13 protein-coding genes and 2 pseudogenes are annotated in these 15,494 nt (G+C 53.0%); 7 read left to right on the plus strand and 8 right to left on the minus strand.

The window, feature by feature from the left end:
- Nucleotides 1–16: 16 nt before the first annotated feature.
- The 3 genes from IQ241_RS12460 to IQ241_RS12470 are packed head-to-tail and all read right to left on the minus strand — an operon-like array spanning nt 17 to nt 2,477.
- Nucleotides 17–730, minus strand: coding sequence for a Uma2 family endonuclease (locus IQ241_RS12460; RefSeq protein ID WP_193907574.1), 714 nt, complete (start codon nt 728–730; stop codon nt 17–19).
- A complete protein-coding gene (locus IQ241_RS12465) occupies nt 723–1,016 on the minus strand; it encodes a hypothetical protein (RefSeq protein WP_193907576.1) in 294 nt (97 codons plus the stop codon). Before IQ241_RS12465 ends, IQ241_RS12460 begins: the two co-directional genes overlap by 8 nt.
- A gap of 3 nt (nt 1,017–1,019) precedes the next feature.
- The gene (locus IQ241_RS12470) at nt 1,020–2,477 is read right to left on the minus strand and encodes a multicopper oxidase family protein (protein ID WP_193907578.1); all 1,458 of its coding nucleotides are present in this window, start codon (nt 2,475–2,477) and stop codon (nt 1,020–1,022) included.
- Nucleotides 2,478–2,670: 193 nt separating this feature from the next.
- Between IQ241_RS12470 and IQ241_RS12475 the strand changes: the two genes are divergently transcribed.
- Nucleotides 2,671–3,687: a PEP-CTERM sorting domain-containing protein gene (locus IQ241_RS12475; RefSeq protein ID WP_193907581.1), complete on the plus strand. Its 1,017-nt coding sequence runs from the start codon at nt 2,671–2,673 to the stop codon at nt 3,685–3,687.
- On the opposite strand, the gene IQ241_RS12480 is transcribed toward IQ241_RS12475, so the two are convergent.
- Nucleotides 3,684–3,890, minus strand: a complete 207-nt coding sequence (locus IQ241_RS12480) for a hypothetical protein (RefSeq protein ID WP_193907583.1) — start codon at nt 3,888–3,890, stop codon at nt 3,684–3,686. The two genes, IQ241_RS12475 and IQ241_RS12480, sit on opposite strands and share 4 nt — an antisense overlap.
- A gap of 549 nt (nt 3,891–4,439) precedes the next feature.
- On the opposite strand from IQ241_RS12480, the pseudogene IQ241_RS12485 reads away from it, so the two are divergent.
- From IQ241_RS12485 to IQ241_RS12500, 4 genes and pseudogenes are all read left to right on the plus strand, one after another.
- Nucleotides 4,440–4,962, plus strand: a pseudogene (locus tag IQ241_RS12485) (DUF305 domain-containing protein).
- 165 nt (nt 4,963–5,127) lie between these two features.
- Entirely contained in the window at nt 5,128–5,706 is a 579-nt protein-coding gene (locus IQ241_RS12490) for a hypothetical protein (protein WP_193907585.1), read from the plus strand.
- 14 nt (nt 5,707–5,720) lie between these two features.
- A pseudogene (locus IQ241_RS12495) lies at nt 5,721–5,954 on the plus strand (heavy metal translocating P-type ATPase); the annotation flags it as partial.
- 111 nt (nt 5,955–6,065) lie between these two features.
- Nucleotides 6,066–6,311, plus strand: a complete 246-nt coding sequence (locus IQ241_RS12500) for a rhodanese-like domain-containing protein (RefSeq protein WP_193907587.1) — start codon at nt 6,066–6,068, stop codon at nt 6,309–6,311.
- A 232-nt stretch (nt 6,312–6,543) separates the two neighbouring features.
- On the opposite strand, the gene IQ241_RS12505 is transcribed toward IQ241_RS12500, so the two are convergent.
- The 3 genes from IQ241_RS12505 to IQ241_RS12515 form a co-directional block, all read right to left on the minus strand.
- A complete protein-coding gene (locus IQ241_RS12505) occupies nt 6,544–9,723 on the minus strand; it encodes an efflux RND transporter permease subunit (protein WP_193907589.1) in 3,180 nt (1,059 codons plus the stop codon).
- Between the two features lie 73 nt (nt 9,724–9,796).
- Nucleotides 9,797–10,267: a FixH family protein gene (locus IQ241_RS12510; RefSeq protein ID WP_193907590.1), complete on the minus strand. Its 471-nt coding sequence runs from the start codon at nt 10,265–10,267 to the stop codon at nt 9,797–9,799.
- A 46-nt stretch (nt 10,268–10,313) separates the two neighbouring features.
- The gene (locus IQ241_RS12515; RefSeq protein ID WP_193907592.1) at nt 10,314–12,059 is read right to left on the minus strand and encodes an efflux RND transporter periplasmic adaptor subunit; all 1,746 of its coding nucleotides are present in this window, start codon (nt 12,057–12,059) and stop codon (nt 10,314–10,316) included.
- Between the two features lie 978 nt (nt 12,060–13,037).
- Here IQ241_RS12515 and IQ241_RS12520 point away from each other — a divergent pair.
- Nucleotides 13,038–13,328 (plus strand): PepSY domain-containing protein, encoded by a 291-nt coding sequence (locus tag IQ241_RS12520; protein ID WP_193907594.1) that lies wholly within the window; start codon nt 13,038–13,040, stop codon nt 13,326–13,328.
- 366 nt (nt 13,329–13,694) lie between these two features.
- Nucleotides 13,695–14,201, plus strand: coding sequence for a DUF411 domain-containing protein (locus tag IQ241_RS12525; RefSeq protein WP_193907596.1), 507 nt, complete (start codon nt 13,695–13,697; stop codon nt 14,199–14,201).
- A gap of 139 nt (nt 14,202–14,340) precedes the next feature.
- On the opposite strand, the gene IQ241_RS25535 is transcribed toward IQ241_RS12525, so the two are convergent.
- Entirely contained in the window at nt 14,341–15,444 is a 1,104-nt protein-coding gene (locus IQ241_RS25535) for a DUF6399 domain-containing protein (protein ID WP_228021638.1), read from the minus strand.
- Nucleotides 15,445–15,494: the final 50 nt, after the last annotated feature.

A 15,494-nucleotide genomic window follows, 5' to 3' on the forward strand; every position in this document is an offset into this window, starting at 1 on the left:
CCGCTGCCTGAATGGGCTATTCTGGCAGCTGGTCAGGATCAATGCCCTGCGACCTGAGATACTCTGCTAGACGGTCAGCCCGCTGCTGTGCCTGATCAGCCCGCTGCTGTGCTTGGTCAGCCCGCTCGTCACCCGTGAGTAGAATGCTACCATCGCCGTTTCGCCAGCGCAGCCAGCTATCCTGCCGCCCTTCAAATTCCCCCTGCCAAATGGTCAAGCCCAGACTGACCTGCTCCAGCCAGGATTCTTCCATCTCAGCGTAGTGCATCCCTCGTAGTTCATAGAGCCGCAGCGCAGCCCCTCCCAGCTGTAAGCTAGGGTCGTATACCGCATAGTAGCTCACCCGCATATGCTCGTAGATTTCGAACTTATCGGTGAGCTCCTTGCCGATCTTGTTAGAAACGACCTCGATCGCGATCTCCGGCGGCTTGCCAAAGTTCCAGACCAGGTAGCAGCGATTTGGCTTTTCCCACCACTCATCAGGGACCTGTACGTCGAAGCTGACAAATACGTCTGGAACGATGGCGGGCTGGCTAACGGTGTGATAAACGCCGACGTTGGCTTCGGCTAGAAAAACTTGATTGGATAAGGAACTGTAGAGAGAACTGACCAAGAGCCTTTGCTGCTTAGCAGATGGAAAATTATCCACCGGGGCGTCATCCTCCGTGATCAGCTGGCTCGCATCTGGAAAAGTGACCTCATCGGTAGGAATAGCTAGCTGATCAACCATGAGTGACTCCATCTATGCCTTGCTCCATTGTAATGGTAAAGTCTATATAGGGTCCGCGATTGGGTGCTGAAACGATTGCTAGGGCAATCACGGCGATGTAAACCAAGACACCCCAAATGCCAGTATTGGTAATCTCCTGCTTCAAGCCCTGGGGCGTTAGCAGATTAATTTCGGCCTGGGTAGACACCCAGCCATAAACCGCTAGCGAAAGCGCTAGCACGCCTAGAACAATCAAATTTTGCTGCCGAAATAGTAGCCGCAGCCGTCGCCGCCATCTAGGGGCCATGATCTAAGCCTGCTGAATCTCCAGAATTCCCATCATGCCGCGATCTTCATGGTCTAAAACATGGCAGTGGTAAACAGTTTTACCAATGTAGTCCTGAAACGGGATGCGGATGCGAACGTTCTCTCCGGGACTCACCGACACGACATCTTTCCAGGCCAGGTAGGGCGAAGCCTGACCATTTTGGCTCACCACCTGAAACTTGTTGACATGAACATGAAAAGGATGGGTCATCGTGCCGGTATTGATAATTTCCCAATCTTCGACTGTATCGAGGGCCACCTGAATATCGATGCGGCTGGGGTCAAATGCCTGTCCGTTGATTAGAAACGCCATGCCCATGCCCATCCCGTGATTTAGGGTGAACTGGCGCACGGTCTGCGGCTCTGGCAGCGGCTCAACGGAAATCAGCTGGGTAGGTAGTGGAATCTGATCGACTGAGCCGCTGTAGGTCAGCGTGGCAATCGGTTCTGCATTCTCCTGACTTGAAGCACCGCCCATCGTGTTGCCGCCCATCATGCCACCGCCCCTTCCCTGAGCCGGGTTAAAGGGCTGATTGAATAAGCGGTACTGCCCGGGTTCGCGGTTTCCCTGTACGAGTACTTCGACTCGTTCGCCAGGCACTAAAACCAGATCCCTAAGCTCAACTGGGGCTGAGATAGCGCCGCCGTCCGTTGCAATTAGATAAAACGGGTGGCCTTCTAAAAACAGCCGAAAAAATCGCGAAGAGGAGGCATTTAGCAGCCGCAGCCGCAACAGGCCGCCCTGAGGAATTTGCAAACCTGGATTAAACTGCCCGTTGACCGTGAGCAGGTCGCCCATGCGTCCAGTCATTTGAGCCATATGCCCCGGTGAGGGAATGTTGCCGCTGCGATCGAGAGCAAAATCTTTGAGAACGAGAAATTTTTCCTGAGCCGCTTTGACTTCGGGAATTTCGTCGAGTTCGCCCCGGACAATGAATAGTCCGGCCAGGCCGCCAAAGAGCTGCTCGGCCACCAGTCCATGATAGTGCGGATGGTACCAGAACGTTCCAGCGGGGTGGTTTTGAGGCAGCTGGAACTCGTAAGTATGGCTTTCGCCGGGGGGGATTTCTAGGAAAACGTTGTCGCCGGTACCAGTAGGGGGAATATGCAGCCCGTGATAGTGGAGATTGGTAGGCTGGCTGAGCTGATTGGTAAAGCGAACCTGAATCGTATCGCCGTGTTTAGCCTCTAGCCTGGGACCAGGCATCCGACCATTGTAGGTAAGCAGGTTGGCACTGCGATCGCCCAGCTGTACTTGCTGCGCCCTGGCTTCTAAATCGACTTTTAGCAACCCCCCTTCGCTGCTGACGATTTGGGCCTGAGCCAGGGTGGAGCCAGGCGAGCTCGCCTGGGGCGATTCTCTAGAACACTGAGACAGCAGAATAGCCGCAGTCGCCCCCGAGCTTAAGGTCAAAAATTTACGCCGTTTGATAGCACTCATAGGTATGGTCGTGTGAACGGTAAAAGTCTCCGATGCTAGCTTCTGTAAGTAACAAGTCCTTACAAAGGATAAAGAATGGTTTATCTTCCCAGGATTTATAAAAGCTGTGACATAAAATTCATCCAAAGAAAAGATAAGTATCCATTGCTTTAAAGAACTGATATTGCAGAACCACTCCTGGGAATTCAACGCTATGAAAAACAAGATTTTGAGCTTTAGCATAGGCGGTGTTGGTATGTTGCTCAGTACCGGATTTACCATATCCGTTCAAGCGGCTGAGCTGAAGCGAGTTTCTTCGGTAGGAGATTTCTACGAGGCTTACGGTCCTTCAGACAGTTTCTCACCGGAATCTAAGGCAATTATCGACGGCCTGTTTGGCTATGCTGACCCTTTTATGGGAGCGTCTGGCTTGCAAAATGCGGCTGCCGCTGGTTATGTGCCGATGACTAAGGACCTGCGATTTCATGGGACTCATTGGTTCAACCCAGCGCTATTTCTCAGCAATTCGTCTCCAAACCCCTTAGCGCCTACTGGTTTGAACTTTGACCAACAGGGCAAATTGGTCGCTGTATTTTGGCCTGAACAAAAGTATGCCATTACAGCGGAGGTCTTGAATAGCTTGGCCACTGCCGACCCGGCTAGCTTGCCTGCTTTGTACGAAGGCGTAAAAACAGCGACGCTCAAGTCTAAGCCTGACATTTTAGATCCTTTTGGCGATGTAGACTGGCATTCCCATGAAAACGTTTTGATTGAAAATGTGGGCAATCGCGACCCGGCTACTGGTGCTTATACCGGCGACGTTCTGTTTAGACAGTCGTTGACAAATGAAAACTTTGTTGGCGAAGTTCTAGCAGCTTTAGCCGATCCTGAAGTTACGATCGCGCCTTTTGAATTTTCCTCTGATCCCAGCGTTTATCCTCCTTTTAATACGCTAGCGGACGCAGGTTTTTACATGGCTCATATGTGGTTAGGACTGGAAAATCCCGATGGCCTATTCGCGGGCACTCATCCAGCCGTATCGATTGATGCGCCTGGAGAGCATACAACGTTCGAAGATGGTAGCGGCGGTCATCACGGCCATTCGCCCGATCCGGGTCATGAAAAACCGGGTCATGTTTCAGTTCCAGAACCGTCTTTTGTTTTGGCACTCTTGGTAGTAGGTGCCTTCGGATTCCGGAGTCGGCGCAGACAGCTCCAGCATCAGCCTTAGGTCGCTGACTCGCCGATCAACGCAAGCGATGCATTTGACATCTCTGGAGAAGTGTAGCTGCGGCACTCTCCAGAGCCCATCATGCTGCCCTGCATCATGCCGCCGCGCATCATTCCTGCCATTGCTAGAAAGCCCACAAGTAGGGTCGCGACAATACCGACGACAAAGCCTACTGAACCCGTCACTAGAGCTTTGCTGTCCATAGTTAATCTTCCTTTACAATATGGTTTTGGCGGGGGATTACTCAGTGACATTCTCCCCATCGCTCTTAATATAAACTCTCCAGTTGGCTGTAGAGTCAAGCGGATTCTTAGAAAGATGCCTTGATTCATCGATCAACCCGGTCAGCCTAGACCTAAATGATGAAATCAGAATGAAATCGCCTTGGCTCACAAGATGTAAATTAGGGTTCTCTCTTCAGAAGGGTGCGGAAGTGAATAGTTTCTAGTTAAGTCTGAATTATTAGCCAAAATTGGAGAGCGACTATGTTTTTGCATCACAAGGAGTACCAGTCTAGCTTTGAGAAAGCTGTGGCCTATGCGGTGGGTGAGCACTGTGCTGAAGCATTTATAGGTAATGCCGATATGGTGAAGTGTGCCCGTATGTAATTAGACATGGGGGAAAGCTATCTTCCATACAAAACTTTTCTGTTTAGAAAAGTGCGTTTTGCCACGTCACATTTACATTGAATATTAATGGCTATTACAGATAATACAATCGACAACCGTACAGATGCTGGGCATCACAAAGGAATGCAGGGTAGCTACGTCAGATACTTTGCGATGATTGGGACCTCAATCGTTACGATGTTCTTCTTGATGTACCTACATTCCTATCAAATTCTTGATCATGCTTGGTTTAGTGAAACGCGGGCTTATATGGCCCTAATTATGGGTGCCGCAATGATGGTTATCATGTTAGGGTTTATGCTCAACATGTACAAGAGCAGAAAAGCTAACATCGCAATCTTTGTTGGGGCCATCCTGCTGTTTGGCGCAGCCTTAGGGCTGGTGCGCAGCCAAATTACGGTGAGCGATGTAGACTACATGGAAGGCATGATTCCTCACCACTCAATCGCAATCCTAACGAGCGAGCGAGCTCAGATCAAAGACATTCGTGTCCGTGAAGTTGGCTGATGAGATTATCGCATCACAGCGCCGAGAGATTAATGAAATGGAGTGGCTGATTGCCGATATCAGAGAAAATGGAGTGGCAAGCACACCAGCTGAGGTAGAGGCAAGACCGCTGCCAGACTTTTCCTCACGTCCTGAATAAGTTATCAACCTTAAAAACCTCATGAATCTAAGCTGGGCACATGTTCACTTACTGCTGAATCACTTTCCTATCGTCGGTGCAATCATTGCTCTGATGATTTTTATTGTTGGCCTGGCTAGGCGAAGCAACGCGCTAAAGCAGACAAGCTACTGGACTTTCTTTCTGATGGCTTTAACTGCGATCGCGGTCTTCTACTCGGGCACCCAGGCGGTTCAGGCGGTCGAAGGTCTACCCAACGTCACCGAAGCCGTTATCCATCGCCATCGAGAAGTTGGGGAATGGTCGCTGATTGGGATCGAGATTGCGGGAGCGCTCGGTCTGGCCGGAATTTTGCTATACCGGCGGGCTAAGCTAGCTCCGGCTTGGTTCAATATTACATTTTTGGGAATTGCGATCGCGGCCACTACCCTAGTGTTCTGGGCTGGGCTACATGGCGGCACCATTCGCCATACGGAAATACGAGGCGAGCTGAACGCTCTCATGTTGAGTACAGAATCTTTTGAACATGAGGACGGTGACGGCCATGACCATTCCGAAGCGGCTAGCGATGGTCAACCGGCTGAACCCTCCTCCAAATCATCACCCGATAGTGCTTCTGAAGAAACTAGCGATGGTCAATCTGCTGAACCGTCTTCTGAAACGACCGATGACGCTGCTGAAGAAACTAGCCCTTCTCAGCCTGCTGAGCAGACTTCTGAATCATCGCCGGGTCATGCCGAGGAACCTGGCCATTCCCACGAGTGATTAAGGAATCGACCGGGGCGGGGACCAACGTAGCGATTGAGTCCGCCGACCTGGTGCCGATTGAAGCCGACCCAATGGACGCTGTAAAAGTCCTGAATCTGGCGAAAAAGACTTACAGCAAAACCATTCAAAACCTGCTTTGGGCGACGGGCTACAACGTTGTCGCCATTCCTCTAGCAGCAGGGGTGCTATCGGCTTGGGGGATCGTGCTATCGCCTGCTATAGGAGCCTTGCTGATGAGTCTTTAAACCGTGATTGTGGCCATCAATGCCGTGCTGCTGCGACGGGCAAAGTTAGCTTAGATGGATGGCATAATTTAGTCAGAGGGACTGCTCCTCCAATCTTAGATGTGCTTAGATGTGCGGACTGCTCAGGAAAACGAAGCAGGCCATATCGCTGGTGCAGTCAACATCCATTTTGGAGAACTTGAGGCGCGTATCGATGAAATTTCAGCTCTAAAAAAATCAGTTATTGTCGTCTATTGTGAGCGTGGAATCAGAGCGAATATTGCTGAGGCAACTCTACGCGAAGCTGGGTTTGAATCCATAGTTCATCTACAGGATGACATCTTTGCATGGCGAAAAAACGGGCTGCCGCTTGAGTAAGATAGCGCTTTGTGCTGTACTTATTAGACTTCAGTGAGAATATTCTTGTACCCAGAGTATCCGAGCTTTCGAACATCAGGTTCTTTATTGTTAGGAGATTCCGCGTTGGAAAACATCAAGCAGATTAACTTGGAATACAGCAGTTGTATCTTTTGCCCATTTCCTCTCAGGTAGGCGGCTTACATTGGTAAATAAGATAACTTCTCGAATAACAAATACCTAAAGGAACAGTCTAAGGCAGATCTAGACGAGGCAACTCAGCCCGCTTTGAGCGCCGCCGCATCCGTTTGAAAAATTCTGTAGCATCATCGACAAAAGAATAGACCACCGGCACGACCACCAGGGTTAGCAGCGTAGAGACCACTAGCCCCCCCAAAATGACAGTCGCAATCGGCGAATAGGCGTCCATGCCCGTCTCAGGAAAAAAGGCCAGGCGCACAATCACAATCAGGGTCGTCAGGGTGGTCATGACAATTGCTTTGAGCCGGACTGGGCCTGCCTGACGAATCGCGATCGCGCGTGGCACTCCTTCCTGCCGCTTCGCTAAAATCAGCTCCAGTAGCAAAATCGCGGCTGACAGCGAAATGCCTGAGAGGATCACAATACCCAAAATCGATACGGTCGAGAGCGTTTGATTAGCCAGCAGCAGTGCCCCAAAGACGCCCACCAGCTGTAAGGGTACGGATAGCATCATCACCAGCGGCTGCACAAATGAGCCAAACTGGATGACCAAAATCAGGTAAAGCAGCACCAGTGAAACCAGCAGTCCCTTCAGCAGTCGCCCAAACTCAATCATCATGTCCGTCATATCGCCCATTGAGTCGATGCCATAGCCGGGCGGAAAGTCAAGTTCTGCCCCTGCCTGCATCGCGATCGCCATCGACAAATCCATCGAGGCCGGGCCATTTTTGCGGTAGTAGCCATTTACATAGACCACCCGTTTCCCATTCACGTGCTCAATCAGCGTTGGCCCCTGCTGGCGCTCCAGCGTTGCCACCGTACTCAGCGGCACTTGTTGACCCGTGCGACTGGTAATATAGGTCTCAGAGAGATCTTGCACCGTACCGCGATCGGCCTCGTCGTAGCGCACTAAAATTGAATTTTGCCGCAGGTTGGGGCGGTTGTAGTACCGACGAGTGAACCCGCCGTTGAGCGCATAGCGAGCCTGTTCTGACACCTCTCGAATGTTTAAACCCAGCTCCTGGGCTCGGCGGCGGTCGATCTGCAGCTGATACTCCGGCTGAGAATAGGCTGAGCTCGTAAAGGGCATCACGATATCAGGATTGGCAGCGGCAATTTGTTGCACCCCTTGTGCCAAACGGTAGAGCACATCCAAGTCATCGCCATAGACGGCCAGCTGAATTGGGGCCGCAGAGGTTGCCATCACATCTACCCCCATCTCTTTAATCGCCAGGCGACGAATACCAGGAATCGTGCGCTTCGCTTCGGCGTCAATGCCGTCCATAATTTCCCAGATATCTCGCTGCCGCTCAGTCAGTGGGGTAATCGTTACCGTCATCGCCGCTGTATTGACGCCGCCCATGCTGTAGCCACTGAAGTAGGTACTATTGCGAGTCAGTTCAAAGCCCACCTGGGAGGAGACTTTTTCGACCTCAGGCTGTTCTAACATTATTTGCTCGAACCGAGCAGCAGCGGCATCGGTCGCCGTAAACGAAGTGCCCGCCTCCATTTCTAAGGCAGCCATAAACTGGCCCGAGTCACCCAGCGGCATCATCTCTTGGGGGATGAAGCTATACAGCGCGATCGCCAGCACCACCGAGGCCGCCGCTACGGCCAGCGTAATCTCTCGATTTCTTAGACAGCGATCCAGCAGCCAGGCGTATCCCCGCTCTAGCCGTCGGAAGCCGTAGCGCACCGGAGTTGTCAGCACCTGTAGCCAGGTACGACGTTGAGGCCTGGCGGCAAGGGGTTTCAGAGTAAAAGCCGCAACCAGCGGAATTAGCGTAATCGACACCAGCAGCGAGGCGATAAAGGCAAACACCATCGGCCAGACAATGCCCACAAACATCAGCCCAGTCAGCCCCCCGGCCAGGATAGTGGGCAGCAGTGCCGCAATCATCACGCAGCTGGCCGCTGCACTCGCCAAAAAGACTTCTCCAGTCCCCTTGATTGCTGCCTGCATCGGCATTAGCCCCTGCCTCAGCTTTTGGTCAATCGAGTCGAGTACAATAATCGAGTCGTCAACTAGCTTGCCAATGGCCATCATCATGCCAATCAGCGTCGAGGAGTTGAGCGACATGCCGATGGGGATAAACGGCAGCGTCGAGAGCGCCAGGCTGGTGGGGATGGAAATCATGATGATGGCCGTAGCGCGAAAATCTTCTAAGAAGAGCAAAATCACGAATCCAGCCAGGACGACACTGACCAGCAGCTCTTGAAAAGTGCTGCTGAGAATCAGGTTGACCAGGTAAGAATTGTCATAGGCTTCTTGAAATTCTAAGCCGGGATATTCTGCTTGCAGGCTTTCCAGCGCTGCCCTGACCCGCTCGATTACCTGAGGCGAACTAGAGTCAGGCTTTTGAATGACGTTCACCGCCAGGGCTGACTCACCGTTATAGCGGTAGCCGCTACGGCGCTCTTCGTAGGTGTCTTTCACCGTAGCCACATCGCGGACATACACCACCCGTCCCTCCTGTTCCAGGATTGGATAGTCCATCACGGTAGCGGCCTCTAGCGCTCGCTCATCGGTACGCACCAAAATCTCGCTGTCGCCCTGGGTCAGTACGCCTGCGCCCTGGCTGACGTTGTTGGCATCAATCGCATCGCGCACCTGCAAAATTGACAAGCCATAGGCGGCGAGCTGCTGGCGATCGACGACTATCTGCAGCTGGCGGCGATAGCCGCCAAAGATAGAAACGGCCTGCACATTCTCGACTTGGGTCAGTCGATCAACCAGGACATTGTCGGCAAACTCCCTCAGCTGTAGCGGATCCCACCCGTCGCCCCTGAGTGCCAGAGTTAACACCGGTCGATTGAGCGGGTCAATCGGCAGCACCCAGTAGGTTCGAGAATTGATGCCATCCAGCTGCAGGTCACCCTCAGCAGCCGTCATGACGCTCTGGACAGACTGCACGGCTTTGTCAATGTCGCCGCCCCAGGCAAACTGAATCGTCACCAGAGAGCTATCCTGCTGGGAGCTAGAGCGAATAAACCGCACGCCGTCCAGCACGCTGAGCCGCTGTTCGATGGGCTTACTAATATAAGCTTCTACCTCGGCGGGGGATGAGCCCGGCGCCATCGTCACTATAGAGACCAGCGGGCTTTCGACGTAGGGCATCATCCGCACGGGCAGAAGAAACAGCGTCAGCAGCGATAGCATGACCACTGCGATATAGACTGCTACGACCACAACCGGGTTCTTGATCGACCAGCGGGTAAAAAACTCTTTCATACCAAACCTATGGGACAGTGCTCGGGATTAGCGAAGCCAACCCCAAGCCTTGATAGCAGCGTGAGCAGGTAACCTACTGGGCCTCCAGCATAAAGTGGGCTGTCCCTGCTTTTTCGCCTTCGTCCACAGCGGCGTTGATGGCCCAGGGGCCTTCCATACTCAAATAGGTTTGCACCTCGTATAGGCCCGGTTCGGCTCCAGGGGAGACTGTTGTCTCCGTCATCATCGGCTCCATTCCTTCCATTGCCATAGAAACATCAACCTTGAGGCTATCTGTGGTCACAGGCTCGCCAGTCGCCGCGTCTTTGACTTCTAGAATCATTTCTGTATCGCCCATTGGCACAGAATCGTGAGGGCTAACCAGACTAATTTCAACATTGCCTTCGCTGGTCGATTCCATCCCTTCCATTTCGGGCATGGTGGCATCGGCAGACTCGGCGGCGTCAGGTGTCGCGTCTGCCGCTGTCGTCTCTGGCTCTGAGGTATTGGTACAGCCGGTGGCAATAATGCCAACTGTGATCAGGCTTAGCAACAGTTTTTTCATAGATCGATCCAGGATAAAGAGTAGGACTTGTGTGAGCAGCGAAAACTTATTTGACAAGTAGGCTGAGGCGCGCTTTACCAGCCTGTTCGGCAGCGGTGACGGTGGCTTCTAGCGTCCAGTCCCCTTTCATCCCAAGAAAAGTGCTGACCTTAAACTCTCCGGAGCTGTCAGCAGGTTCAAGCGCCACCTTGGCGGTCATCGGAGCCATGTTTTTCATCGGCATGGTGAGATCCACCGTCAGGTCGTCAGTGGTGATAGCCAATGGTTCCCCAGTCTCAGAATCCTTCAGGGCAATGGTAAATTCAGCTTTACTGCCTGATTTCAGGTTGGCAGGGTTGACCAGCGCGACCTCAAGGGTGCTGGACTCAGCACTTGCAGAAATTTCTGCTGGATTGCCTAGCGCATCGACAATAGTAACTTGACCGTTTTCCATCAGACGGCTGTGGCCGGAGGTAATCACCCGATCGTTCGGCTCTAGACCATCGGTAATTTCAACGCGATCGCGACTGGTCAGCCCAGGGGTCACCTGTCGTCGCTGAGCGGTTTCCCCATTCACGACCCAAACCGCCGGTTCGCCATTGAATTCAACCAGCGCCTTTTGGGATACCGATAGAGCATTATCACGGCGCTGGATAATCATTTCCATATCCACAAACTGCCCCGAAAGCAGCTGCTGATCGGGGTTATCGACAACGGCTTCAACCGTCACTGTGCGCGTTGTCGTCTCGGTTTGGGGAAAAATGCTAGTAATTTCACCGCGAATGACTCCGGTATCCGCACCGGGTACCTTGGCCAAAATCGGCGTCCCGACCCGAATCCGGTTGGCATCTTGCTGGGCCACATTGGCACGCAGGCGCACTTTCTGATAGTCACCAATTTTGAAAATCCCCATGCCGGGCTGTACGACCACTCCCGGATCGGCCATCCGGGCTTGAACGATGCCGCTGATTGGGGAAGTAATTTGGGTATAGCTCTCGAAAGCAGAAGCGGTGCCCACCTGGGCCTGAGCGCGATTGGCTTGAGCCTGGTCACTGGCAACTCTGGCCTGTAGACGAGCGAGCTTAGCATTCGCCCCTTGCAACATTGATTCCTTAGCAACGACCTGGGAGATCAGCAGATCATACTGGTCTTGCGAGGTAGCCCCTTCAGCGGTGAGGCGGGCAAAGCGATCGCGCTGAAGGCGCAGATAGTCTAGATCGGCCTGAATCTGATCAATTTGCTGCCGTTGCTCTTCGACTTCTAGCTGGCCAGCTTCTACCGTCGATGACAGCGCCGCCGCCGCTGCCTCAGCTTCATTGGTTTGGCTAACCCGTTCAATCGCTTCCAATGTAGCTAGCGTCTGCCCAGCGGCGACCCGATCACCCGGATAAATTTCGTAGTGGGAAAGCTGCCCAGTCACCCGGGGATACACCGTCACCTCGGTGTAGGGATAAATTGCCCCCGTGTAGCTGACGCTCGCCTCTAGCTGAGTGGGCTGCACGACTTCTACCGTAACCGGCGTTGGGTTAAAGGCTCCATCCACCCCCATCATATCGCCGTGACCCATGCCCTCCATACCCGACATGCCTTCCATCCCAGACATGGCCATCGACCTAAAAATATTGGTGGTGACTAGAATGCCTGCGGCTAGGGCTGCGAACACGCCCACGCCGAGTAGTGCCTTGCCAGATGCTTTCCACCAGGGGAGCGGGGGCGCTGGAGGCTCGTACATTTCAACCTTTGATAGCGATTCTTCTAATCCCGCCTCCTTAGTTGACTCAGGCGTTTCAGCTGACTCGGATGGATGACTCATCGGCACGGTGACCCAACAGTAATAGCTCCGGCGTTAGCTAGGCCGGTACTGACTCATACAGCTCTGAACAATACGGACTAATTGTGAAATGAAGGTGAAATTTGCTAGCGATTGAGTCTTGCTAGCATCATAGAATGAGGGCTTTTGCAGCCTGAGCTATAAGTTTTTAGAATATAACCCAACTCCGCGCACGGTCTGAACCAGCCGGGCTTCTCCAGTCGCTTCCAATTGTAAATCTCTACTGCCGATAGCCCCGGCAGCTCTACATCTAGAATCAGCAATCGCGGCTGCGCCTACCGCGCCGTCATCAAAACCTGACTGTTCGCACTAGCATTTCAGGCGGCCTATGGGGAAAACCATAGGAATTCATTCTCCTATTTCATCCTTATTTCATTTTTATCTGCAAAGCTAGCTCCGAAGTGCTTCGTAATAATAAAGGATAGCAGAGGGAAGTCCTTGCTGCTCCTGATTGAGCAACAGGTCTACAGAATCCATCGACAGGCAAGGAGTTTGAGGGTATGGCTCAGCAAACACAACGGGGCCGGATAGCCCTCACAGGCGGGACTGTAGCGGTTGGGGCTCAGCTCTTAGCTGCGCAAAGCGGATCAGCCCATACTGGCCCGCACGGAGATGAGGCTGCTCAGTCAGACAGGCCTGTGACCGATGAGCACCACGATCTGGCTTCCGAATCACCCCCTGCGGAAGTCTCATCAAATTTTGACAAAGCTGACTCTAATAGGACTAGGACGCCAATGCGGTCAGCCAAGGTCAAAGACAGTGGGGGAGACGAAACCCCAGGCCAGAAGGTTACAGTGACTCAGGCATCTCCTGCAACCGCAGCAACCAAAGCTAGCCTGCCTGATGGATTTTCTATTGGTTTAGGAGAATCTCTGTTCGGGCTGGTTATCGCCGGGCCGTTTCTCTTAGCCTCTTTGAAAAAGCAGCTCCAATCGTGATTCTGGTTGAGTAATCCGGACTATGAAATTTAATCAAGCCCGCCTGAGGCAGCTGCATAAAGCGCTGGTTCCGATCATGGTGCTGCCGCTGCTGCTCACTTTAACGACTGGAACGCTATTCCAATTCGCTGTAGCTGGCGAGCGCGCCGATGATTTCCTCTGGCTGCTTGCCTTGCATCGAGGCAAGTTTGGTCAGGTCAACCTGGAGTATGTCTACCCCATCCTCAATGCATTGGGGCTTTTGACCCTGATTGTCACAGGCTTCTTGATTTGGCTACAGTCCCCGAGCCGCAGCCGCAAAAAGCCTCAGTAGTTCGCTACCGCCGCCTCAGCTGCTGACTAATATTCGTAAGGGTCATCGGGTTCGGGAATGGATGCAATATCGGTAGGCGCGATCGCAACTCTCAACCCTCCATCTATCTCCAGAATAGTCATCGTACCTTTGACTGCCAGCCAGATGTCTTCGCAGTCGGCAGAGCAGTCAGCAGAACTGTTCTAATTTCATTTTCAGCTGATGCGCAGCATAGACAAAGTTGAGAATAGCCTAAATACGGCTTCATAAGTCAGCCCCCCTACTTTTTGACGATTGCTCAGGCTCCCTTGACTCTCTAGTCGATAGGAGAGTATAAGCTATAGTTTTAGAACTGAAAGCAGTCTAATTTCTAACGGAGAGAGCTAGATGAATCGTCGGATGTTTACAGCTCAGTTTTTAACGGTCGGACTGGCTGCAGCTGGCGTCGGGCTGACGGGCTGTACTCTGGCCCAAGGGCCTGAGGCCGAGACTGGCGAAGATGGAGCTCAGGGGGTGATGACTCAAGAGCTGACGGTTTTTCGGAGTCCAACCTGTAGCTGTTGTGGAAAATGGATCGAGCATATGGAAGCAGCAGGCTTTCAGGTGCAGGACGAAATTGCAGAAGACATGACCGCTGTTAAACAGCAATATGGCGTTCCGGCCAACCTGGCCTCCTGTCATACGACCGTGGCGGATGGCTACGTCATCGAGGGGCATATACCAGCAGCATATGTACAGCGATTGCTCACCGAAAAACCCGACGTGGCTGGAATCGCGGTTCCGGGAATGCCCATCGGTTCTCCTGGGATGGAATCGGGGGACTACGTTGAACCCTACACCGTTTTTTCTTTTACCGAAGACGGCAATACAGAAACCTTTGTTGAACACTCATAACAGCTAATTAAGGGCGTTGCCATGAACAGAAGGATCGTGCTCTTTTCAATGTTTGGTGGAATAGTGATAGGAGCTCTAGGGATTGCCTCACTTCAAGCTGTTCATGTTATCCCAAAGTCAACCGATGCAGGGTACCAACTTAAGCCGGGAAAAGCTTTGAGTGAGGGGCGTTGAGCTGAGGTGCTTGAGAAGACCTTCTGGGCATTGGCAAGTCAGTAAAGTTACCGAGAACCCATTCAAACAGGTCGGGGAAGTCATGGCCAAACAGGCGCTGAGCTGCAGTAGAGCCGTCGGGACGTTTGAGGTCAAAGTTGTGAATGATCGTCAGGGACTTCAAGGCTGGCTCAGAGAAACCCCGACTGACATGATGACGCTGAGAGAGATAGCCATTTCTGCCCTCCACCGCAGAGGAGGTACGTTGATACTTGGCAGTGATCCAGCGGCCCCACTGCACCCAGCAGCATTGTTCAGCATTGTCTAAGGCGAGGGTGAGGGGATGCTCAAAGAGCTGGTCAAAGGCATCGCTAGTGGCTTGTTGATAGCGCTGCTTGAGGGTGGGTTGACGGGTTTTATCGGCCTGCTGCGACCAATAGAGCCAGGGCAGTAGGGCTGTGAGTACCCAGTTTTGACATTCGCTGTCAGAGGTTTCGGCGGCGAGGGCTTGGGTAGCCCATTGCCACCAGGCATGAATGCCTTCAGCCCAGGACGGCAGGTGGGACTCAAAGGTGGCAATCGCCTGGTGGCTCCTCTGGCCTTTGGTGATAGGGACTAGCTGGGCCAGGGCTTGTAGGGGCACAGCCAGGCGGGCAGTGAGGGCCTCGCCGAGCTGCCACTGAGGGGCCCCGAGGCTGAAGGGATGAACGGCCAAGCTAATCGTTTCCATGGCGCTGTGGTAGGTCTGCTGGTCTTGCTCGAGTTGGCGCTGCTGCTGGGCCAGCGCATCAGTGCAGGGGAAGTAGGGCTCAGCGAGTTGCTGCTGTTTGCTGAGCGCCCTGGCCCGCTGACCCAAAGCGCTGCCGAAGGGCTGCCCCAGCGCTCGCATGGCGTGGAATAAGTCGGCCCCACTGACGCAGCCCAAGCCCGATACGGCCAGCTTAATCAGCGCTGGCGCACCGTCGCTGACTAAAAAGTGGCACTGCCACTGAGACTGTGCCCACCAGGGCTCAATCTGCTCGAGCCAAGTGCGATAGGTGCGCTGCTCGCATTCGACTTCGGTCAAACTGAGGCGCTTTTGCTGGCTCATATTTACAGAGAAGACGGGGTTACGTGAGACACCTGTTCCCTAACTTACCC

Source organism: Vasconcelosia minhoensis LEGE 07310 (assembly GCF_015207255.1).
GTDB classification, from domain to species: Bacteria; Cyanobacteriota; Cyanobacteriia; order Phormidesmidales; family Phormidesmidaceae; genus Vasconcelosia; species Vasconcelosia minhoensis.